At 69.5% G+C, this 19,748-nt stretch carries 22 protein-coding genes; 8 read left to right on the forward strand and 14 right to left on the reverse strand.

The genetic code is table 11. The features are described 5' to 3' along the window. Positions 1 to 566: 566 nt before the first annotated feature. Positions 567 to 2,066, reverse strand: a complete 1,500-nt coding sequence (locus FKO37_RS02560) for a cytochrome ubiquinol oxidase subunit I (protein WP_037807005.1) — start codon at positions 2,064 to 2,066, stop codon at positions 567 to 569. Between the two features lie 132 nt (positions 2,067 to 2,198). Next, the gene (gene cutA, locus FKO37_RS02565) at positions 2,199 to 2,519 is read right to left on the reverse strand and encodes a divalent-cation tolerance protein CutA (RefSeq protein WP_037718964.1); all 321 of its coding nucleotides are present in this window, start codon (positions 2,517 to 2,519) and stop codon (positions 2,199 to 2,201) included. A gap of 173 nt (positions 2,520 to 2,692) precedes the next feature. Here cutA and FKO37_RS02570 point away from each other — a divergent pair, with 173 nt between their 5' ends. Both FKO37_RS02570 and FKO37_RS02575 read left to right on the forward strand, forming a co-directional pair. After that, complete coding sequence (locus FKO37_RS02570; RefSeq protein ID WP_167754004.1) at positions 2,693 to 3,292, forward strand: TMEM165/GDT1 family protein; 600 nt, start codon at positions 2,693 to 2,695, stop codon at positions 3,290 to 3,292. 107 nt (positions 3,293 to 3,399) lie between these two features. Continuing rightward, positions 3,400 to 4,077 carry a DUF998 domain-containing protein gene (locus tag FKO37_RS02575; protein WP_238603632.1) on the forward strand — a complete coding sequence of 226 codons (678 nt, stop codon included), beginning with the start codon at positions 3,400 to 3,402 and terminating at the stop codon, positions 4,075 to 4,077. Here the strand turns inward: FKO37_RS02575 and FKO37_RS02580 are convergent. Both FKO37_RS02580 and FKO37_RS02585 read right to left on the reverse strand, forming a co-directional pair. After that, positions 4,074 to 4,709, reverse strand: a complete 636-nt coding sequence (locus FKO37_RS02580; protein WP_043837868.1) for an IclR family transcriptional regulator — start codon at positions 4,707 to 4,709, stop codon at positions 4,074 to 4,076. The two genes, FKO37_RS02575 and FKO37_RS02580, sit on opposite strands and share 4 nt — an antisense overlap. Beyond that, positions 4,706 to 5,560, reverse strand: coding sequence for a hypothetical protein (locus FKO37_RS02585; RefSeq protein ID WP_268744717.1), 855 nt, complete (start codon positions 5,558 to 5,560; stop codon positions 4,706 to 4,708). The genes FKO37_RS02580 and FKO37_RS02585 overlap by 4 nt, the downstream gene beginning before the upstream one ends. Before the next feature lie 241 nt (positions 5,561 to 5,801). Between FKO37_RS02585 and FKO37_RS02590 the strand changes: the two genes are divergently transcribed. After that, the gene (locus FKO37_RS02590; RefSeq protein WP_134727982.1) at positions 5,802 to 6,602 is read left to right on the forward strand and encodes a DUF2470 domain-containing protein; all 801 of its coding nucleotides are present in this window, start codon (positions 5,802 to 5,804) and stop codon (positions 6,600 to 6,602) included. Positions 6,603 to 6,605: 3 nt separating this feature from the next. Here FKO37_RS02590 and FKO37_RS02595 read toward each other — a convergent pair whose 3' ends face one another. Continuing rightward, positions 6,606 to 7,073 (reverse strand): PPOX class F420-dependent oxidoreductase, encoded by a 468-nt coding sequence (locus FKO37_RS02595; protein WP_037806990.1) that lies wholly within the window; start codon positions 7,071 to 7,073, stop codon positions 6,606 to 6,608. Between the two features lie 22 nt (positions 7,074 to 7,095). Here FKO37_RS02595 and FKO37_RS02600 point away from each other — a divergent pair, with 22 nt between their 5' ends. From FKO37_RS02600 to FKO37_RS02610, 3 genes are all read left to right on the forward strand, one after another. Further along, the gene (locus FKO37_RS02600; RefSeq protein WP_051728584.1) at positions 7,096 to 7,929 is read left to right on the forward strand and encodes a CPBP family intramembrane glutamic endopeptidase; all 834 of its coding nucleotides are present in this window, start codon (positions 7,096 to 7,098) and stop codon (positions 7,927 to 7,929) included. Positions 7,930 to 7,990: 61 nt separating this feature from the next. Then, positions 7,991 to 9,187 (forward strand): arginine deiminase, encoded by a 1,197-nt coding sequence (locus FKO37_RS02605; protein ID WP_134728058.1) that lies wholly within the window; start codon positions 7,991 to 7,993, stop codon positions 9,185 to 9,187. Between the two features lie 141 nt (positions 9,188 to 9,328). After that, positions 9,329 to 9,880 (forward strand): ferritin, encoded by a 552-nt coding sequence (locus FKO37_RS02610; protein WP_238603633.1) that lies wholly within the window; start codon positions 9,329 to 9,331, stop codon positions 9,878 to 9,880. A gap of 69 nt (positions 9,881 to 9,949) precedes the next feature. Here the strand turns inward: FKO37_RS02610 and FKO37_RS02615 are convergent, their stop codons facing one another. From FKO37_RS02615 to FKO37_RS02635, 5 genes are all read right to left on the reverse strand, one after another. After that, a complete protein-coding gene (locus tag FKO37_RS02615; protein ID WP_238603634.1) occupies positions 9,950 to 10,534 on the reverse strand; it encodes a dihydrofolate reductase family protein in 585 nt (194 codons plus the stop codon). Positions 10,535 to 10,629: 95 nt separating this feature from the next. Then, a complete protein-coding gene (locus tag FKO37_RS02620) occupies positions 10,630 to 11,457 on the reverse strand; it encodes a hypothetical protein (RefSeq protein ID WP_238603635.1) in 828 nt (275 codons plus the stop codon). Further along, a complete protein-coding gene (locus FKO37_RS02625) occupies positions 11,454 to 12,017 on the reverse strand; it encodes a SigE family RNA polymerase sigma factor (RefSeq protein WP_238603636.1) in 564 nt (187 codons plus the stop codon). Before FKO37_RS02625 ends, FKO37_RS02620 begins: the two co-directional genes overlap by 4 nt. Before the next feature lie 124 nt (positions 12,018 to 12,141). Next, positions 12,142 to 12,495: a DUF952 domain-containing protein gene (locus FKO37_RS02630; protein ID WP_238603637.1), complete on the reverse strand. Its 354-nt coding sequence runs from the start codon at positions 12,493 to 12,495 to the stop codon at positions 12,142 to 12,144. A gap of 55 nt (positions 12,496 to 12,550) precedes the next feature. Continuing rightward, a complete protein-coding gene (locus FKO37_RS02635) occupies positions 12,551 to 13,426 on the reverse strand; it encodes a DUF5926 family protein (RefSeq protein WP_134664509.1) in 876 nt (291 codons plus the stop codon). A 76-nt stretch (positions 13,427 to 13,502) separates the two neighbouring features. Between FKO37_RS02635 and FKO37_RS02640 the strand changes: the two genes are divergently transcribed. Beyond that, entirely contained in the window at positions 13,503 to 14,657 is a 1,155-nt protein-coding gene (locus FKO37_RS02640; protein ID WP_134727988.1) for a cytochrome P450, read from the forward strand. Between the two features lie 59 nt (positions 14,658 to 14,716). Here FKO37_RS02640 and mca read toward each other — a convergent pair whose 3' ends face one another. Together mca and FKO37_RS02650 are read right to left on the reverse strand one after the other, a co-directional pair. After that, on the reverse strand, positions 14,717 to 15,532 hold the full coding sequence (mca, locus tag FKO37_RS02645) for a mycothiol conjugate amidase Mca (RefSeq protein ID WP_238603638.1): 816 nt from the start codon (positions 15,530 to 15,532) through the stop codon (positions 14,717 to 14,719). Beyond that, complete coding sequence (locus FKO37_RS02650) at positions 15,529 to 16,878, reverse strand: DHA2 family efflux MFS transporter permease subunit (protein WP_238603639.1); 1,350 nt, start codon at positions 16,876 to 16,878, stop codon at positions 15,529 to 15,531. Before FKO37_RS02650 ends, mca begins: the two co-directional genes overlap by 4 nt. A gap of 96 nt (positions 16,879 to 16,974) precedes the next feature. Between FKO37_RS02650 and FKO37_RS02655 the strand changes: the two genes are divergently transcribed. Next, positions 16,975 to 17,577: a TetR/AcrR family transcriptional regulator gene (locus tag FKO37_RS02655; protein WP_238603640.1), complete on the forward strand. Its 603-nt coding sequence runs from the start codon at positions 16,975 to 16,977 to the stop codon at positions 17,575 to 17,577. On the opposite strand, the gene FKO37_RS02660 is transcribed toward FKO37_RS02655, so the two are convergent. Continuing rightward, positions 17,574 to 18,512 (reverse strand): DUF4328 domain-containing protein, encoded by a 939-nt coding sequence (locus tag FKO37_RS02660; protein ID WP_238608210.1) that lies wholly within the window; start codon positions 18,510 to 18,512, stop codon positions 17,574 to 17,576. The genes FKO37_RS02655 and FKO37_RS02660 overlap by 4 nt on opposite strands. A gap of 855 nt (positions 18,513 to 19,367) precedes the next feature. Further along, positions 19,368 to 19,724 (reverse strand): rhodanese-like domain-containing protein, encoded by a 357-nt coding sequence (locus tag FKO37_RS02665; RefSeq protein ID WP_238603641.1) that lies wholly within the window; start codon positions 19,722 to 19,724, stop codon positions 19,368 to 19,370. Between the last annotated feature and the right edge of the window lie 24 nt (positions 19,725 to 19,748).

The following is a 19,748-nucleotide window of genomic DNA, read 5'->3' on the forward strand; positions in this document are numbered from 1 at the left end:
CGGGGGCTGCGTACGCGCGGGGAGGGGTCGGGGCAAAGGTTTGCGTCGGCTGGTGCTGCGGGCCGGGGTGAGCTGGGGCGAAGTCGCGCGCGGACGGGGATGTCTGGTCGTGCGTCGCGGCGGCGGATCGATCCAGCGCGGTGACTTGGCCGTCCAGCGCAGTCGGGGACGGGAGGTTGGGTGCCACCCCGGCAGGTCGGTTGGACGCAGTAGCTCGGCCGACCCGCCCAACCGGGGAGGCAAGGTTGGGTGCCGCCGCAGCGGCTCGTCTCTCTCGCGCAACCAGGAACGTCGTGAGGTGCGCCGCCGCAGATCGGTCCGACGCAGTAACTCGTCCAAGCTCAACCGGGAACGTGGAACTGTGCGTCGCAGCAGCGGACCGGCCCAGCACGGCAATTCCGTCCACCGCGACCGGCACCATGCCGGGCCCACTCAGCGTCGCGTTCATCTCCACCTCCGTCATGTCCATCGCAGCGGGACCGCGGCCGGTCCAGGCCAGTGGAGCGGGCCGCGCCCAGACCCGGCCCTCCGGGTCTTCTGGCGGCACCCCGGCCCGCTCCACCGGGTCAGTAGGCGAACGAAAGCGCCTGGTCATCGGAATCATCCGAACCTTCGTCAGAAGAGGAAGCAGCGGCAGGCGGCATCACCGCGTCCACCCCGCCCCGTACGTACTTGCGCATCAGGTACAGCTCCACCACGCCCAGCACCGCGTACAGCAGCGTCAACGCGATCAGCGACGTCAGGATCTCGCCCACCGTCAGCCTCGACACCGCCTGTGCCGTGAACATCCACATGCCCTCGACGCCGGTCGGGTTGGGCGCGACCACGAACGGCTGCCGCCCCATCTCCGTGAAGATCCAGCCCGCGCTGTTGCCGATGAACGGCGTCGCGATGCCGCCGAGCACCAGCAGCGGGAACCAGCGTCCGCCGGGGATTCGGCCGCGTCGGGTGAGCCACAGGGCCAGCAGGCCGATGCCCGCGGAGATCGCGCCGAAGCCGATCATGATCCGGAAGCCCCAGTACGTCACCGGCAGGCTGGGCACGTAGTCGATCGGCTTGCCCGCGAGCGAACCGAGCGCCGGGTCGTCCGGGTAGTTCGTGCCGTATTTCGCCTGGTATTCCGAAACCAGGTTCTCCACGCCCTTGACCTCGGTGGAGAAGTCGTTGTGCGCCAGGAAGGACAGCAGCGCGGGCACGTTGAACGTCTTGACGTCCTCGCAGTTCGCGTTGGCCACGTCGCCGATCGCGATGATCGAGAAGCTCGCCGGCTTTTCCGTGTGGCACAACGCTTCCGCGGACGCCATCTTCATCGGCTGCTGCTCGAACATCAGCTTGCCCTGCATGTCGCCGGTGATCGCCAGTACCGCGAACGCCACCACGCCGACCCAGCCGCCGAGGCGCAGCGACGAACGCCAGACCTCGCGGTGTTCGTCCGACGTCGACCGTCGCCGCCACAGGTGCCAGCCGGCCACGCCGACCAGGAACGCCGCCGCTACCGAGAACGCGCCGGCCAGCGTGTGCGGGATCGCGGCGAGCGCCGTGTTGTTCGTGAGCACCGCGCCGATCGAGTTCATCGTCGGCTTGCCGTTCACGAACTCGACGCCGACCGGATGCTGCATCCACGAGTTCGCGGCGAGAATGAAGTACGCCGAGGCCATCGTGGCCAGCGAGAACGCCCAGGCGCAGGCCAGGTGCACGCGACGAGGCAGCCGGTCCCAGCCGAAGATCCACAGGCCGAGGAAGACCGACTCGACGAAGAACGCGAGGAGGCCTTCCATCGCGAGCGGCGCGCCGAACACGTCGCCGACGAACCGGGAGTAGGCGCTCCAGCTCATCCCGAACTGGAACTCCTGCACGATCCCGGTCACCACGCCCATGGCGAAGTTGACGAGCAGCAGCTTGCCCCAGAACTTCGTCATCTTGAGGTGCCGCAGCTTGCCGGTGCGCACCCACGCCGTCTGCATGGCCGCGACCAGCACCGAAAGTCCGATGGTCAGCGGGACCATCAGGAAGTGGTAGACGGTGGTGATGCCGAACTGCCACCGCGCGAGCTCAAGGACATCCACGTGTCCGATCCTCCGCGCGCACAGTCGCGCCAGCCAGTTCAACACGTCCTGAACCAGCCGGGACCAACGTCCCGCCGACCTGCTGGAATCCGGGTCCGGACCCAGGCCGAGCTACCCCCGATCAGGTGGTGCTCAGCGGGTCTCCTCCACGAGCCACGACAGGTACCGCGGGCTGCCGCCGACGATCGGCGTGACGATGACCTCGGGCAGGTCGTACGGATGCCGCACGTTCAGGAACTCCTCCAGCGCACCGGACCGGTCCGCGGCCGTCTTGCACTCGACCCGCCATTCGGCCGCCGTCTGCACCTCGTCCTCCCACCGGAAAACGCTGGTGATCGGCCCCACGATCTGGGCGCACGCGGCGAGCCGGGCCTCGATGGCGCTCGCGGCGATGGTGCGCGCGGCGGCCTCGGAGTCGACGGTGGTGGTGACGACGACGTGGTCAGCAGACATGACCCGCACCGTACCGCAGCCGGAAAACAGAATTCGGCGCACCGAAAAAAATATTCCGGCCCACCAGCGGCGAGCATTCTGCCGACCTTATCAGGCAATTCGCGAAACCCATCAGCTTGCGGTTTTCTGAACCTCCCCTTTATCGTTGCAGTGAAAGGGGTGAGCACGAACCCATGTCTCCCGCATTGATCGCTCTGTTCAGCGCGTTCGGCCTGGTACTGGCCGTCGAGCTGCCGGACAAGACGCTCGTCGCGACCCTCGTGCTCACTACTCGTTTCCGCGCCTGGCCGGTATTCGCCGGAGTATGCGTGGCGTTCGCCGTGCAATGCGTGATCGCGGTCGCTTTCGGAAGCCTGCTCACCCTCTTGCCGGAAACTCTTGTTTCGGTGCTGGTCGCCGCGATGTTCGGCGTCGGCGCGTTCCTGCTCATGCGCGAGGGCTTCAGCGAAGGCAGCGAAGCGGGCGAGGACGCGTCGCGGTCCGGACCCGGGCCGGTGTCGTTCCTGCGTTCCGCGCTGACGTCCTTCGGCGTGCTCTTCGCCGCGGAGTGGGGCGACGCCTCGCAGCTGGCGACCGCGGGCCTCGTCGCCCGTCTCGGCAACCCGTTCGCGGTCGGGGTCGGCGCGTTCGTCGCGCTGGTGTCGGTCGCCGGGCTGGCGGTGTTCATCGGCGCGAAGATCCGCGACCGGATCCGGCCGAAGCTGATCCAGCGGGTCGCCGGGTTCGTGTTCGCCGGTTTCGCCGCGTTCGCGCTGGCCCAGCTGCTCTGGTAACGGCCGTTTCACAGGAACGCCGGGTAACCTCTTCGGAACCCCCGAACGAGGACCAGGTGAACCCCCGGTGACGCCATGGCCTCCGCCATGACCGCCGAGGAGCGCCCGTGCCGACCACCTCCCGCGCCGCCGTGTCGCCGGTGTCGCCGGTGTCGCCGGTGCACGGCAGGCTCGCGCTGGCGGGCATCGGGGCGGCGGTGCTCATCGCCACAGACCTGCACCTGCGGCTCTCCGCGCAAATCAGCCCGATCTGGCAGACGCTGTCGGAGTACGTCTACGGCAGGCTCGGCGACCATTCGGCCGCGCGGCTGTTCGCCGTCATGTGCCTCGCGCTCGCGCTGGGTTCGCTGGCGTTGCTGGCCGGGCTCGTCAAAGCCCGCCGCTCGCCCGCGGTCGTCATCCTGCTCGGCGTGTGGTGCGCCGGCCTCACGATCTGCGCGACAGTCCCCGTCGACCCCAACGGCGAAGCCCGTTCCTTCGACGGCCAGTTGCACAACGCCGCCGCCCTCACGGCCTTCCTCGCGCTCCCCACGGCCGCCTGGCTGCTGACCCGCCGCGGCGGCCGATCGTGCCCGTGGGAGCCGCGCCGCACGACGATCCGCCGGCTGGCCGTCGCGAGTTTCGCCAGCGTGGCGGTGGTGTTGGGCGGTTTCGTGTTCACCCTGCTCACCGGGCCCGCGCAGCAGGAAGTGACGCTCGGGTTGTTCGAGCGGCTGCTGTTCACGGTCGACCTGGCGCTGCTGCTGACCATGGTCCGCCCGCTGGTCGCCGCGTCCCGCCGCTAGGTCCGCAGCACCTCGGCAAGCTTCAAAGCCGCCTCCACCGCCAACGGCCCCACCTCGTCCGAAGCCAACGGCTCCAACGAGATCACCCCGACGCTCGCCCGCAGACCGGGAACCCCCCGCACCGGCGCGGCGACGCCAGAAGCACCGGCCTCGATCTCGCCGGTCGAAACGGCCCACTTGTCAGTGCCGCCGGGCCGCAACGCCATCGCCCGTCCCGCCGCACCCGCGGCGAGCGCGTGCCTGCTGCCGACCCGGTACGCCACGTGGTAGCTCGTCCACGACGGCTCCACCACCGCGACCGCCTGCGCGTGATCGCCCTGCGCCACCGTCAGATGCGCGGTAGCGCCGACCTTCTCGGCCAGCTCGCGCAACACCGGCCGCGCGGCCTCGCGCAGCTGTGGCAGCACCTGACCGGCCAGCCGCAGCACTCCGACGCCGAGCCGCACCTTCGTGCCGTCCCGCCAGATCAGGCCGCGTTCGGCCAACGGCACCAGCAGCCGGTACACCGCCGCGCGGCTCGCGCCGATGGTCACCGCGAGTTCGGAGATGGTCGCCGCCTGCTCACCCGAATCGGCCACCGCCTGCAGCAGCGCCAGACCGCGGTCGAGGGTCAGCGACCCCTCCGTGCTCACAACAGCTCGAGTTCACCCAGGTCGGCCACCGGCTCGGCGAAGGACGCCGCCGCGTACGACCCGAACAGCTGCCGGACCGCCTTCGCGGCCGGCTCCGGCAGAGCGCGCGCTTCGTCCGCGAGCGCCTTGCCGTCGGTCGATTCCAGCGCCGCGCGGACGTCGCCGCCGGAGAGGCAGCGCGCCGACGCGACGAGCAGGTTCAGGAAGCCGTGATGCGTGAAGCCGGTTTCCGGGTCGACGTGCCGGACCGCGCGGTGCAGGCTGTTCGTCGCCTTGAACGACGCTCCCGGCGAGCCGCTGACCACGGACAGGAAGTCGGCGACCTCGTCCACGCTGGGGAAGTTCTCCCCCGCCTTGCCACCGCAGCGGATCTTCGGCCAGCTGCCGTGCTCGATCACGTTGCGGACGCCGTCCAGCCAGCCGACGCCGCGGCGCGGTTCGACCACCCGGATGACGTCCTCGGGCACGAACTCCGAGACCCGTTCGAGCCACACCTCGTCGACGTCGGACGGGGCGGGCATCTCCACCATCCGCAGCGACAGCAGCTCGCTGCGCGATTCGACGATCGAGATCGCCTTCGGAACGCCGCCCAGCCCGGTGTCGATGATCAGCGACAGCGGCAGCGGCTCCTTGGGCTTGATCTTGATCAGCTCGGTGATCAGCTCCGGCAGCCGCGAGGCCTGGCACAGGAAAACCCCGAGCACCCCGGCGTGTTCCCCGCCGCGCGATTCGAAGTGCGCACGCAGCGCCTCCGGCATCGCGACGTCCGCCGGCGGGAAGAGCGCCGAGTCGTCGACGAGCCGCGCGAACAGGGGAGGAATTCCACGGGGGCCGGGGGGCGTGAGTTCCACAGCGCTTGACACGACTGACACGCTAGTAGCGTACGGCATGGGGACAAAATCGTTCGCTCTGCGGACGCATTTCAAGGCCTTCCCGACCCGGGATCAACCGGCCGATCGAGCCGCTTCCACGCGGTCCCACCCTTAAGCCGATCCGCTGACCAGCGTTTTCCCGCCCCGTGGGTGATCTTCGCGCGCACTCTTCCCTTCGCGTGGCAATTCAGGTTAGGCTCACCTAAGTAGGAGGTGAGCCGTGACCGAGGCACCCGTATCCGTGCGCCGCCCGCCCGCGCCGAATCCCGCCGAACGCGCCAAGACGATCGCGACCCGCGGCGGCCCGGCGACGATCATGCCGACCGTCGAGAGCGCCGGCTGCGAGGCCGAACGCGTCGAGCCCGTCCTGCATCACGTGCACCACAGCGGAAGCGTCAGCATTCTTCTGCCGGACGAGCACCCGATGGTGCGCGCGTCCCGGCAGGCTCAGCGCGGCGAGCTCGCCGTCATGGTCGAGCTCGCCGACCACGCCCCAGTGGCGCTGCGGGAACCGGTCCGCGGCCTGCTGTGGATCACCGGATGGCTCCGGCCGCTGACGGAGGTGTCGGCCCGCGCCCGCGCGGTGTCGATCGCCGAACAGCGGCCGGACCACCGGCTCCTCGACGTCGGCCACGGCCTCACGCTGCTCCGGCTGACCCCGGCGTCGCTGGTCCTCGCCGACGCCGAGGGCACGCATTCGCTCCGGCCGCACATGTTCAGCGCGGCCCCGCCGGACCCGTTCCACGATTACGAGGCCGAATGGCTGCGGCACCTGGAAAGCGACCATCCGGACGTGGTGGAACAGCTGGGCCGGCACCTGCCCGCGGACCTGCGCGGCGGCCGGATCCGCCCGCTCGGCCTCGACCGGTACGGCCTGCGCCTGCGCGTCGAATCACCGGCGGGCGACCACGACGTCCGGCTGGCGTTCTCCCGCACCGTCGACAGCCCGCCGCAGCTGGCCGCGGAACTGCGGCGCTTGCTCGGCTGCCCGTTCCTGCGCCACCAGCACGGCGAGGACTGACCGTCAGTCCTCGGCCAGCTCCGGGGGAAAGCCGCCGGTCGCGATCGGCCCCCACCGGTCGATCGTGATCCGGATCAGGCTCTTGCCCTGTTTGCGCATCGCCTCGCGGTACTCGTCCCAGTCCGGGTGCTCGCCGGAGATGCTGCGGAAGTAGTCGACCAGCGGCTCGACCGAATCCGGCAGGTCGAGCACCTCCGCGGTCCCGTCGACCTGCACCCACGGGCCGTTCCACTCGTCCGACAGCACGCACACCGACACCTTCGGCTCGCGCCGCAGGTTGACCGCCTTCGCGCGCTTCGGGTAGGTCGAGATGACGATGCGGCCCTCGTCGTCGACGCCGCAGGTGTTCGGGGACAGCTGGGGCCGCCCGTCGGCGCGGGTGGTCACCAGGATCGCGCGGTGACGCGGCTTCAGGAACGCGACCAGTTCGGCGCGCTCGACCTTCGTGTTGGTGGCGATAGTCCTCGGCATACCCCGACGGTAGCGTGCGTTCATGCGCACCACAGAGCGTTCCGGACGGCCGTCGGGCCTGCGATCCTGGCTCAACCCGGCACTTCCGGCGTTCCCGGCTCAGCTCACCGATCCGCGCGAGCGGCGGGCGGTCAAGATCGAGCTGGTCCTCGTTTTCGGCATCACCCTCGGGCTGTCCGGCGCGCGCAGCCTGCTGTCCCTTGTGGACTCACTGTTGCGGCCGACCCCGTTGGCGCAGCAGCAAGTGCAGCTCAACGTCCCGCGCGCGGCGGCGAGCCTGCTGGACCTGCTCCAGCAGCTGCTGAGCGCCGCGCAGCTGATCGGCTGGGGCGGGCTCGGGCTGTACCTGCTGTGGCGGGCCGGGATGAAACTGCGCGAAATCGGGCTGAGCAGGCGCATCCGTTCCGACGCGCTCATCACCGTCGGGATCGCCGCGCTGATCGGCATTCCCGGGCTCGCGCTGTACTTCGTCTCCTATCACCTCGGGTTCAGCCTCGCGGTGCAACCGTCCACTTTGGGCGATACCTGGTGGCGGCCGATCGCGCTGACGCTTTCCGCGTTCGGCAACGCTTTCGCCGAGGAAGTGCTCGTGATCGGCTATCTGCTCACGCGGCTGCGGCAGCTCGGCGTGCGCGAGAACGCGTCGCTGTTCGGCGCCGCGGTGCTGCGCGGTTCCTACCACCTGTACCAAGGCTTCGGCGGGTTCGTCGGCAACCTCGTGATGGGGCTCGTGTTCGGCCGCGTGTGGCAGCGGACCAACCGGCTGTGGCCGCTCATCGCCGCGCATACTTTGTTCGATGTGGTGTCCTTCGTCGGCTATTCGTTGCTGAAAGGCCGTCTTTCCTGGCTCCCGTGATGCCCGCTCATTAGGCTCGCACTTCGTGAGCGAGACGAGCGAAAGCACCGCACCTCCCAGGGTGGACAGCGAAGTCGGGCCGCTTCGGGCAGTACTGCTGCACCGGCCGGGAAACGAGCTGAAACGGCTCACGCCCCGCAACAACGACAAGCTGCTTTTCGACTCCATCCCGTGGGTGAGCCGGGCCCAGCAGGAGCACGACGCGTTCGCCGACGTCCTGCGCGGACGTGGCGTCGAAGTGCTCCTGCTGGCCGACGTTCTCCGCACCGCGCTGGAAGATCCGCGTGCGCACGCCGCCGGGGTCCACGCCGCGGTGGACGACCGGCGGCTCGGCAGCGACCTCGCGGACTCGCTGAGGTCGCATCTCACGAGCGTCGGCGCGCCCACCCTCGCCGAGGTCCTGATGGCGGGCATGACGTTCGAGGAGTTGCCGTCCGCCGAGGGCGCGTCCCTGGTGCGGATGATGCACCATCCGCGCGACTTCGCCGTCGATCCGCTGCCCAATCTGCTGTTCACCCGCGATTCGTCCGCGTGGATCGGCGACCGCGTCGCGATCTCGTCGCTGACCATGCCCGCGCGGCGGCGGGAAACGGCGCTGCTCGACCTCATTTACGCCTACCATCCGCGATTCCGCCACGCCGCCCGCGCTTACGGCGCGCATTCCGCGCCGATCGAAGGCGGCGACGTGATGCTGCTGGCCCCCGGCGTCGTCGCGATCGGCGTCGGCGAACGGACGACTCCGGCCGGCGCCGAATCGCTCGCCCGTTCCGTATTCGCCGACGGACTCGCGCATACCGTCCTCGCGGTGCCGATCGAACAATCGCGCGCGACAATGCATCTCGACACCGTATGCACGATGGTCGATGTCGATGCCGTCGTGATGTATCCGCTCGCCCGCGATTCCCTGACTGCGTTCACCATCAAGCCGACTGGCGACGGCGGAGTGAAAGTGGCGGGCCCGACGCCGTTTCTCGAAGCCGCCGCGGAAGCGATGGAGATCGACCGGCTGCGGGTGATCGACACCGGCCTCGACCCAGTCACCGCGGAGCGCGAACAGTGGGACGACGGCAACAACACGCTGGCACTGGCCCCGGGTGTGGTCGTGGGATACGAACGCAACGCGGAGACCAACGAGCGGCTCACCGCGGCGGGCATCGAGGTGCTGCCGATCACCGGGTCCGAACTGGGGTCCGGCCGCGGCGGCCCGCGCTGCATGTCGTGCCCGGTGCGCCGCGATCCCCCGGCAAAGAAAAGTTAGCCTCTCCTTAATAAGGGCGCACATATTAAGGGAAGGCTAACCAAAATAAGTATTTCCTTCTTGAGGAATGGTAACCCTAATAGGGTGGAGATCACCAGCCAAAAGTGGAAAACAATCGGACATTGACGTACGGTGATGGACATGGCCGCTACGAAGAAAGAACCGCGCTCGAAGTTTTACGAACTGCTGCAGGCGCAGATCCACAACGAGTTCAACGCCTCCCAGCAGTACATCGCGCTCGCGGTCTGGTTCGACAACGAGGACCTGCCGCAGCTCGCGAAGCACTTCTACAAGCAGTCCGTCGAGGAGCGCAATCACGCGATGGCGCTCGTCCAGTACATGCTCGACCGCGACCACCACGTCGAGGTCCCCGGCACCGGCGAGGTGCGCAACGAGTTCTCCGCTCCGCTCGAGCTGCTCGAGCTCGCGCTGGATCAGGAGAAGGAGGTCGCTGCCGACATCTCCGCGCTCGCGAAGGCCGCGCGAGCCGAGGAGGACTACATCAGCGAGCAGTTCACCCAGTGGTTCCTCAAGGAGCAGGTCGAGGAGATCTCCCAGATGTCGACGCTCGTCACGGTCGCGCGCCGCGCGGGTGACAACGTCTACGAGATCGAGAAGTTCCTGCACCGCGAGGCTGTCGGCGACGCCGGCGCGGACGCCGGGATGCCCCCGGTCGCGGGTGGCGCGCTGTAAGCGCTCGACGCTTGCCGGAAGCCCGGTTGTCCCCAGTGTGGACAACCGGGCTTCCCCATGTGGATAACTTCAGCGCCGCTCGTAGTGCGCGATGAGCACGCCGGTGGTCGTCGCGACGCTGCCGGCGAGCGAAAACTCGGTCAGCGGAGCCGGTCCTTCGAACAGCCGCGCGCCGCGGCCGAGGGTCAGCGGATGGATCAGCAAGGTGTAGCGGTCGACCAGCCCGGCGACGTGCAGCGCGCGCACGAGCGAAACGCTGCCGATGATCGAAAGATCCTTGCCCGGCAAGGCTTTCAGCTCCGCCACGGTCTCCACTGCGGAGCCCTGCAGCAGCACCGAATTCTGCCAGGCGTCCGCGTTGTCGAGGGTGGTGGAGACGACGTACTTAGTCGCGGCGTTCATGTGCGCGGTGAACGGATTCCCGTCCGTCCGCGGCCCCCAAGCCGTGGCGAAGTCCTCCCAGGTACGCCGGCCGAACAACATGTCCCCGGGCCGGCTCATACCCTTGCCCATCTCGCGGGCCATGACGTCGTCGCTGTAGCCATTGCCCCAGCCGCCTAGGTCGAACCCACCGCGCGTGTCCTCGTCGCTGCGGCCGAGGCCTTGGACGACGCCGTCGAGGGTGATGCTCAGGGTGACGCTGATCGAACGCATCGGGGATGTCCTTCCGCTTCCGCGGGCCGCCGATCGGCCCGTCACCCGCTACACGAGCGGCGCGGAGCCAGATCGACATCGGCTCGCGGAATTTTTCAGCCGGCGCAGTCCTGCGTCTTCGCCCGGACCTCGATGGCCTGGACCGCCCCGTCCGAATCCAGCGTGAAGTGGTACGCGCCCTGGTCACCGGTCGGCGACACGAGTGCGCTCCCCGACTCCGACGTACCCGGATAGGTCGCGGTGACCTGGTCCTTCGGCGACCCTTCGCCCACGCCTTCCGGGGTGTGCGCGGCACCGTCGGGCTTCACCGCGACCACGCCGTTCTCCGCCGACACGACAGCTGTCGAGGCAGGCACCCCGGCACCGCTGACGTCGTAGTAAGTGCAGCCGGCCGACTCTTTCACCGTCGTGAGCTTCATGCCCTGGTCGGTGAGCTGCTGCTCGGTCATGCCGAGCTTCACCGCGCCAAGGCCGTCCGCGGTCACCAGCGCTCCGGACACGGCTTTCGGCGGCGTCGTCTTCGGCGGCGCCGGCTTCGTGTGATGCGGACGCGCGGGCGGCACCGGCGGGTCCGCCGCGGTGGGCTCCATCGGCACGGGCGGCGCTTGCACCTGCGTCGATTCGGCGCTCGACGGGGGCTCGGGCACCGAAGAAGGCAGCGTGGGCTGTGCCGAAGCGACCTGCTGGGCGGCGACGCCGGTCGCGGCGGGCTGAGTGCGCAACTGAATCGCCACCAGCCCGGCCGACGCCACCGCGAGCACGCACGCCGCCCCGGCCGCGGACGTCATGATCCGCTGCCTGCGCCGCCGCCTGCGCGCGCCGGCCACGATGGCCGACGCGGCGTCCTCGGCTGGTTCGACGGCTAGCCGGTCGTCGGCGAGGAGGGCGCGGAGCCGCTGTTCCAGATCGTCGGGCTGACTCACCCGGCGTCGCCTCCTTCCTGGTTCCTCATTTTCGCCCGCAGGGACGCGATCGCCTTGCTCGCTTGGCTTTTCACCGTCCCCTGGCTGATGTCCAGCGCCTTGGCGATCTCCGCTTCGGACAGTCCTTCGTAGTACCGCAGCACCATCACCGTGCGCTGCCGCGGCGGGAGGTCGCGCAGCGCCTGCCACAGCGGCTCATGCTCGAACGGGTCCTTCGGCGCGCACGGGCTGGTGTCCGGCAGATCCGCGACGAGGTTCTCCCGCCGCGTCCGACGCCAGCGGCTGACGTGCGCGTTCGCCATCGAACGCCGCACGTACGCGAGCGGGTCGCCGGTCTTCTGCTGCACGTACGACCAGCGTGCGCCGATCTTTTCGAGCACGGTCTGCACGAGGTCCGCGGCGTCGTGCGGGTTTCCGGTGAGGACGTGGCCGTAGCGGAGCAGCCCGGGCAGGGCTTCGCGCACGAAGTCGCCGAAGTCCGTGATGGCGTTGACCGTCTCCGCCTGCTGACCGGCCCAGGGCGGATCCCCGCTGGTCAGGGGCAATGCGGCTGCCGTCACCGTATCGCCCCCTCCCCGGATGACCGCGTCGAGCGACGGTTCCTCGTCATCCCCACCACGCATGAGCGCCCCCGAGGGTTGTCCCGTCTCCGTCGCTACTTTCCGTAGCTGTGGACAACTGAGGTCAGCGCACGGAAAGCGACTCGGGCAGCTTCAAGACACCGTCCGCGTCAGTGGGGAAATCGTGTACCGCGACCACAGCGTTTCGCGGGATCGGCCCGTAAATGTGCGGGAACTGGATTCCGCGCGGGTCCGGCGGGTCGCCGTCCTCCCAGCGGACGGGCGCGTCGACCAGCTTGGGATCGATTTCCAGCAGGACCAGGCCGGATTGGCCGCGGAAGACGGCGTTGGCGGGAAGGGCGACGGTGCCCGGGTCCGAGCAGTGGATGAATCCGGCGTCGTCGAGCGAGAACGCGCGGTATTCGCCGTCGGCGGGCACCGCGGCCCACTCGCCGCGGGTGCAGATGTGGAGGATCACGCGGCGATCATCCACCTGTGGACAACTCGGGTCGAGTTGTCCACAGGTGGACAAGTCAGCGAATGGTGAGCTGGCGTCCGATCAGCCCGTCTCGGGCACGCCGCTCGGCGGCGTTGAGCGGCTCGGCGTCGAGCGACTTGAGCGCCTCGTCCAGCCGGGCGCCGAGCTGGTCCTTGGGCTCGGCCCACTCCCGGGCGTGCGCCTCGGGGTCGAGGTCCCACACCGGGACGAGCAGGCCGTGCGCACGGAACGACCCGGCGTACCGGGTGCCCTCGCCGAGCCCGAGCGTGCCGGCCGCGGACAGCCGCGCAAGCGCTTGCAGCAGCAGGTTCTCCGGTTCCGGGCGGACCCAGCGCAGGTGCGCCTTCTCGCCGGCGAGCACCCAGTACGCGCCGGAGCCGAGCCGGTCGGTGGGCATGATCGCGGCGTTCGCGCGCTCGAGGGAGACCGCGACGTCGCCGGTCGCGTCCGCGTCCTCGGGCAGCCACCACGCGAAGTCGGTGTGGAGGGCGACCTCCAGCTCCGCGCTCGGCACGAGCAGGTCCTGGAGCCGGTTGTGCTCGTCCGGGTCGGTGGGCGACGTCGTGTCCGGCACCGACAGCACGTCGCCCGGTTCGGCGTCGAGCAGCCAGCGCAGCGCACGGCCGAGGTCGCGGCTGATGTCGGAGGACCGGGTCTGCACCTGAAGGCCGAGGAACCGCTCGCCGTCCGAGCGGACGAACGCCGCGGCGGCCATGGGCAGCACCGTGCCGAGCGTGACGTCGCCGCCGTCGGCGAGCGTCAGCTTCGCCGTGGCCGACGGGACGAACTCGCGCAACGCGATCAGCTCCGGCTCCGCGGCCAGACCCTCGAACGGCTGCCCGACGAAGACGTCGCGCACCTTCGGCTTGCGGTCCGGCTTGGGACCCTTCTTACGCGCGCCCTTACCCATTTCAGCCTCCTCGGAACTCGATGTCAGACGCTATCGAAGGGACCGGCCGTCCAGGCTCGCGGGTTAGAGTCAGCTCGTGTTCGACCCTCGCGATCCCGCCTTCCTCGCCGACCCGTACCCCGCGTTCGCCGCGCTGCGCGCCGAGGGCGAGGTGCACCAGCACGACGGCCTCGGCATCGCGATCACGGTTTCGCACGCCGCGTCCGCCGCCGTGCTCCGGCACCGCGGGCTTGGCCGCATCTGGACCGACGCGCAGCCGCTCGAACGGTTCGCGTCGTTCAACCTGCTGCACCGCAACTCGTTGCTGGAGAACGAACCGCCGGCGCACACCCGCCTGCGCCGCGTCATCGCGGGCGAATTCGGCCGGGGCCACGTGCAGCGGCTGCGGCCGATGGTCGCGGAACTCGCGGAGTCCATGGTGGACACCCTGGCCGCGAAAATCGCCGCCGACGGCAGCGCGGACCTGCTCGAACACCTCGCGCAACCACTGCCGGTCGCGGTCATCGCCGAACTGCTCGGCGTCCCGACGTCGGATGGCGCGCAGCTCGTGACGTGGAGCAACGCCATCGTGAAGATGTACGAATACGGCCTCTCCGAGGACGGCCGCGACGCCGCCGAACAGGCCGCGGCCGATTTCGTGGCGTACCTGCGCGAGGTCGTCGCTGGCTCCCCTCGCGGCATCGTCCGGGACCTGACCGCGAGCGAACTCACCCCCGATGAGGTCGTCGCCACCGCGGTGTTGTTGTTGATGGCCGGGCACGAGGCGACGGTGAACGTGATCGGCAACGGGGTGACCGCGCTGCTCACCCATTACCCGGAGTGGGAGCGGCTTAGGTCCGACCCAACGTTGCTGGACTCGGCTGTGGAAGAACTGATCCGCTTCGATTCTCCGTTGCAGTTGTTCGAGCGCACGGCGACCGAGGACGTGGAAATCGCTGGTCACCGGGTCGCGAAGGGTTCGAAGATCGGCGCGCTGCTGGGTGCCGCGGCCCGCGACCCGAAGGTGTTCGACGCCCCGGACACCCTCGATGTGGGCCGGTCGCCGAACGCGCACCTCGGTTTCGGGATGGGGATCCATTACTGCGTCGGGGCACCGCTGGCCCGGGTGGAGATCGCGGCCGCGTTGACGGCGTTGACGAAGCGGCTACCGGAGTTGCGACTGGCTGCGGAGCCGGAGCGGAGGCCGGAGTTCGTGATCCGCGGGTTGCGGACTTTGCCGGTGACCGCCTGAGGCAGAGCTCGTGAGCGGCTACGCCGGTTCTAACCGGCAACGTCGCTCACGACAACACCTCAGCGCAAGCCCGCGAACAAGTCGTCCTCCAACCCGGCGGCTGGCGCGATGGAACCGTTCGTGCGGGCAAGGTGGTAGTCCTCCCAGGGCCAAGTCTTTCGCTCGATCTCGCGCGAGTGGGCGAAAAACGGATGCCCCGGATCCATCTGCGTGGCGTGCGCGCGCAACGCCGCGTCCCGGGTCGCGAAGTGTTCTTCGCAGCGGACGCGGGCGGTCACGGTGAGCACGTCGGTCGGCGGCAGTTCGTCCAGAACCGGGCCCATCAACGACTCCTCACCGGCCGCGATCGTCGCCTCGTGCATGGCTGCGAACCAGGATCGGCTGAGGGTGGCGAGGTAGTAGAGCTTGCGCGGGCTGTCGTCGTCGGATTCGTCGAACGCCGCGGTGGTGACCTCATGCGTGCGGATGTGGTCGGGGTGTGGATAACCGCCAGTCTCGTCATAGGTGACCACCACCTGTGGACGGAATTCCCGCATCAGCTCCAACAACGGTTTTGTCGCCTCCGCCAAGGGAATCTCCGCGAAGCTGCCAGCCGGGGAAGGCGTGGCCAATCCCGAGTCGACGTGGCCGAGGAATGTCTGGCGAATACCGAGAATCCTTGCCGCATCAGCCATTTCCCGGCGACGGATGGCAGGCAGATCCCGCCGGACGTCCTCTCGGTCCAAAGTTGGGTTGAGCACATCGCCGCGTTCGCCGCCGGTGCAGGTGGCTACCAGGACGTCGACGCCCTCGGCTGCGTAGCGGGCCAGGGTCGCGGCGCCTTTGCTTGATTCGTCGTCGGGATGGGCGTGCACGGCCAAGAGGCGGAGCGTCATGCGCGGGTTCCTTTCGGGAAGAAGAGAGCGGGGACAAAGCTCAGCAGGGAAAGGCCGAGTGCCCAGGTGAACGTGGTGCCGAACGCGGCGGCACCGGGTGGTTGCGCGTGCAGAACAGCCACCAGAAGCGCCGTGCCGAGCGAGCCGCCGATGCGGTTGACGACGTTGATCGCGCTCGCCGCACGCGGGATCTGGCTGCGTTCCAGCGAGGTGTAGAGCATCGTCATCCCGGGCGTGGTGGTCGCGCCTAGGCCGAACCCACGGATCAGCAGCGAAATTGTCAACAGGGTCGGGCTGGGGGAATCACCGAGCTGAGTGAAGGCGATGGTGCCCACGAGCGACAACGCGATGCCGGTGAGCATGACGGTTCGCGAGCCGAAGCGATCCAGCAGTTTTCCGCCTGCGATAAGGACGACGGCGGACCCCAGTGCCTGTGGCGCAAGCAGGAGGCCAGCGGCGAGAGCGGACGTGTGCTGAATTTGCTGGTAGTAAAGCGGAAGCAGCAACATCGAGCTGTACAGCGACGCGCCCAGTAAGAAGGTGCTCGCGCTCGCGACAGTGAAAGCCTTGTGCGCGAACAACTTCAGATCAAGCAGCGGCGATTGCGTGCGCCGAGCGTGCCAGGCGTACGCAATCAGCAGCACGGCACCGGCGATGGCGAACGTGGTGGAACCTTCGCCTAGGCCGTAGCCGAGCGCACCGAGTCCCGGCGGGAGCAGCAGGAGACCACGGACGTCGAGCGGATCGTGCGTGCCAGCGGGTTCCTCGCGCGGCAGCACCCGGACGGCGAGCAGCAAGGTGGCGACGCCGAACGGCACGAGCCCGAAGAACAGCCAGCGCCAGCCGAGGTCCTGGACGAGCGCACCGCCGAGCATCGGGCCGAGCACCGGCGCGACTGTCGCGGGCAGCGTGACGACGCCGATCATCCGGCCCAGCCGCGGACCGGCCGCCTGCGCGAAAATCGCCTGGCCGACCGGTTGCATGAGACCACCGCCGAGACCGTGCAGCACGCGGAACGCGATCAGCGCCGGAGCGGACCAGGCGAACCCGCACAGCACCGTCCCCAGCGTGAACAGCCCGACGGCCGCGATCCACACCTGACGGCCGCCGAACCGGTCGGAAAGCCAGCCGGACAGCGGAATGGTCAGCGAAGCGGCCAGCAGGTACGCGCTGGCCACCCACTGCACGGTCGGCAGCGAACTGTCCAGGTCACGCGCCATCACGCCGATCCCGACCGACACGATCGTCGCGTCGAGGATCGACAGCACCGCGCCCAGGATCAGCACCCCGCCGAGCCGGCGAAGCCCGGCATCGGAGACCGGAGCCGCCGGAAGCTGCGTGGTCATCGTCTCACCCCCTTCATTAGGTCGGACCTGAGATTAGGTCGAACCTAGTTAATGGGTCAAGCACAATTTTAGGTCGGACCTAGTACACTGGGCGGGGTGAGCCTCAGGGAGCAGAAGAAGCTGGAGACGCGGCAGACGATCTCGGCGGTGGCGACGCGGCTGTTCATCCAGCGCGGGTTCGACCAGGTGACGATCGCCGAGGTCGCGGAGGCGGCGCGGGTCGCCAAGATGACCGTCACGAATCACTTCAGCCGGAAGGAAGACCTGGTCTTCGACATCCGGAACGACTTCGTGGACTGGCCGGCGAACCTGGTCCGGGCCGACCCGGAGACGCCGGCGCTGATCGCCGTACGGGACGGGTGCTTCGCGGAGCTGGACAAGGCGAGCGCGTTGCTCGGGTTCGCGGACGTGTCCTTCGTGCGGATGGTGCGCCAAAGCGAACGCCTCACGTCCGCGCTCCGGGACATGCACGTCGACCGGGAATTCGAGCTCTCCGCCGCGCTGCTCGACCGGCATCCGGACCGGGAGATGCTGTCGCGGACGGCCGGGGCGCACCTCACGTCGGTGCTGCGGCTCCTTCTCGACGACGTCTGGCGGCTGACCTGGCAGGACGTCAAGCCGGACGAGCTGGTGGAGCAGATCCGGGATTCCGCGGCGGTCGCGTTCGGCCAGCTGGAACCAGCGCTCGGCGACCTTTAACGCGCGGCCCCGACCGGACGCGCGGTCCGCAGTTCGGGATCCGGCGCGCCCTCGATCTTGAGCACGCGGAAGTCACGCAGACGTTCCGGGGCGATCGGCATCAGCAGATCCGAGAACCGCCGGATCACCAGCGCGGTGCCGATCGCGAGCACGGCCGCGGCGAGGTCGGTGAACGCGACCAGCAGGACGCTGTCCGCCATCGCCTGCACGCCCGGCCGGATCCGCCAGATGATCGTGACGATCAGCAGGACCCAGTTCGCCACCCACGCACCCCACCAGCCGAGCACGAGCCGCGACGGCTTCGGCCGCTTGTCGCGGGACCGGCGGAGCACGGCGTGCTCCAGCTCGCTGACCACGGACAACGCCAGCGGCAGGTTCACGATCGGCACCAGCACGCCCACAAGCACCTGCCAGACCGGCCGCGGCGGCGCTTCATCGGCCTCGTCGGCGGCCGCTTGTCGGGCGACCAGCAGCCACCAGACCGAGAGTCCGGCGGGGAGCAGCGAAAAGATCGTGGTGAGCAGGCCGGCGAGCATGACGAACGCGTCGGAGAACCCGACGACGCTGCTGTTCAGCGCGGAATCGCGGCTCTCCACGAGGAGCGCGTACCGCCAGATCTCCGCCCCGGCCGCGATCACGGCGAGAACGGCGAAAGTCCAGAGGATCGTGGTGAGGCTCCGCGCGAGCACCGGGATCCGGTCGATCGGCCGGATTTCGCCGGACGCGGTGCCGGGCACGTTCGTCGGCCGGCGCCAGGTCAGGTTCGGGAACCCCCAGCGCGGCGGCACCGGATAGGACGGCGGACCGGAGTAGGGCGTCGCGGGCACGGCACGCCGACGACGAACGACACTCGGCGGCGGGGACGCGACCCAACGCAACTTGGCCGCCCGCTTCGGCGGACTCGCCTGCGGTTGCTGCGGCGCGGGCCGGTGGATCGGACCTTGCGGAGCAGCGGTGAACGGGCGCGCGAACGCGGGGTGCGGCGGGTAGACCTGCGCCGGGTACTGCTGCTGGTACGGCTGGGCGAACTGCTGGCCAGGATGCACCGCCCCGGCTTGCTGCGGTGCCCAATGGCCGGGTTGCGGTGGCGGGCCCGACTGCCCATGCGGCGCGGGACCACCCTGGTGGCCGGATTGCGGTGGCGGGCCTGGCTGCCCGGGCGATACGGCAGCGCCCGGCTGTCCGGGCTGCGGCGCTGTGCCGGGCTGCCCAAGCTGCGCGGCACCACCCTGCTCGCCGAGCTGCGATGCCTGGCCTGGCTGCCCGGGCTGCGGTGCCAGGCCCGGTTGCCCATGCGATGCGGCACCGGGCTGCGGTGCCAGGCCCGGTTGCCCATGCGATGCGGCACCGGGCTGCGGTGCCAGGCCCGGTTGCCCATGCGATGCGGCACCAGGCTGCGGTGCCAGACCCGGCTCTCCAGGCTGCGCGGCACCGGGTTGCGGCACCATGCCGGGCTGCCCGGGCTGCGCGGCACCACCTTGCTGACCGGGATACGGCTGCGCACCCTGTTGCCCGCCGCTGGGCTGGCCAGAATGCGATTGCGCGCCGAACTGCGGCACCGAGCCAGCCCAACCGGGGACAGGTCCGCCAGCCGGAGCGCCCGGCCCGACGTGCCCAACCCCAGCCCCGGTGCCGGTGCCAGTGCCAGTGCCGGGAGAACCGTGCCCAACCCCGCCTTGACCAGCGTCAACCGGCGGGGCACCGTCCCCCTCGTCCCGGCCGAAGCCAGGCACGAACGACGCCGGATCCGAGGATTCCGGCGGCTCGGGAACAGACTGGGCAGGCATCCGTCAGAGAACCTCGGGTTCAGTGTCGGGGTTTTCGCTCACCATGCGGCGGCCTTCGCGCGCCCAGGCTCCCATTCCGCCCGCGACGTTGACCGCGTCCCAGCCGCTCGCGTTCAGCCAGGCCGCGGCGCGCGCCGAGCGGCCGCCGGAGCGGCAGATGACGTAGACCGGGTTGTCCTCGGGGAATTCGGCGAGTTCGCCGACTCGCGCGGGCAGTTCGCCGAGCGGGATGTGCACCGCGGCGGGGGCGTGCCCGGCGGCCCACTCGTCGTCCTCGCGGACGTCGAGCAGTGCGACGTCCGCGGGCAGGTCGCGGACTTCAGCGGTCGGAATTTCAGCAGGGCTCACCACAGGTTCCATGCTCCCATGTCAGGACGTTGTACG

It is taken from the genome of Amycolatopsis sp. Poz14 (assembly GCF_006704225.1).
Classification (GTDB): domain Bacteria; phylum Actinomycetota; class Actinomycetes; order Mycobacteriales; family Pseudonocardiaceae; genus Amycolatopsis; species Amycolatopsis nivea.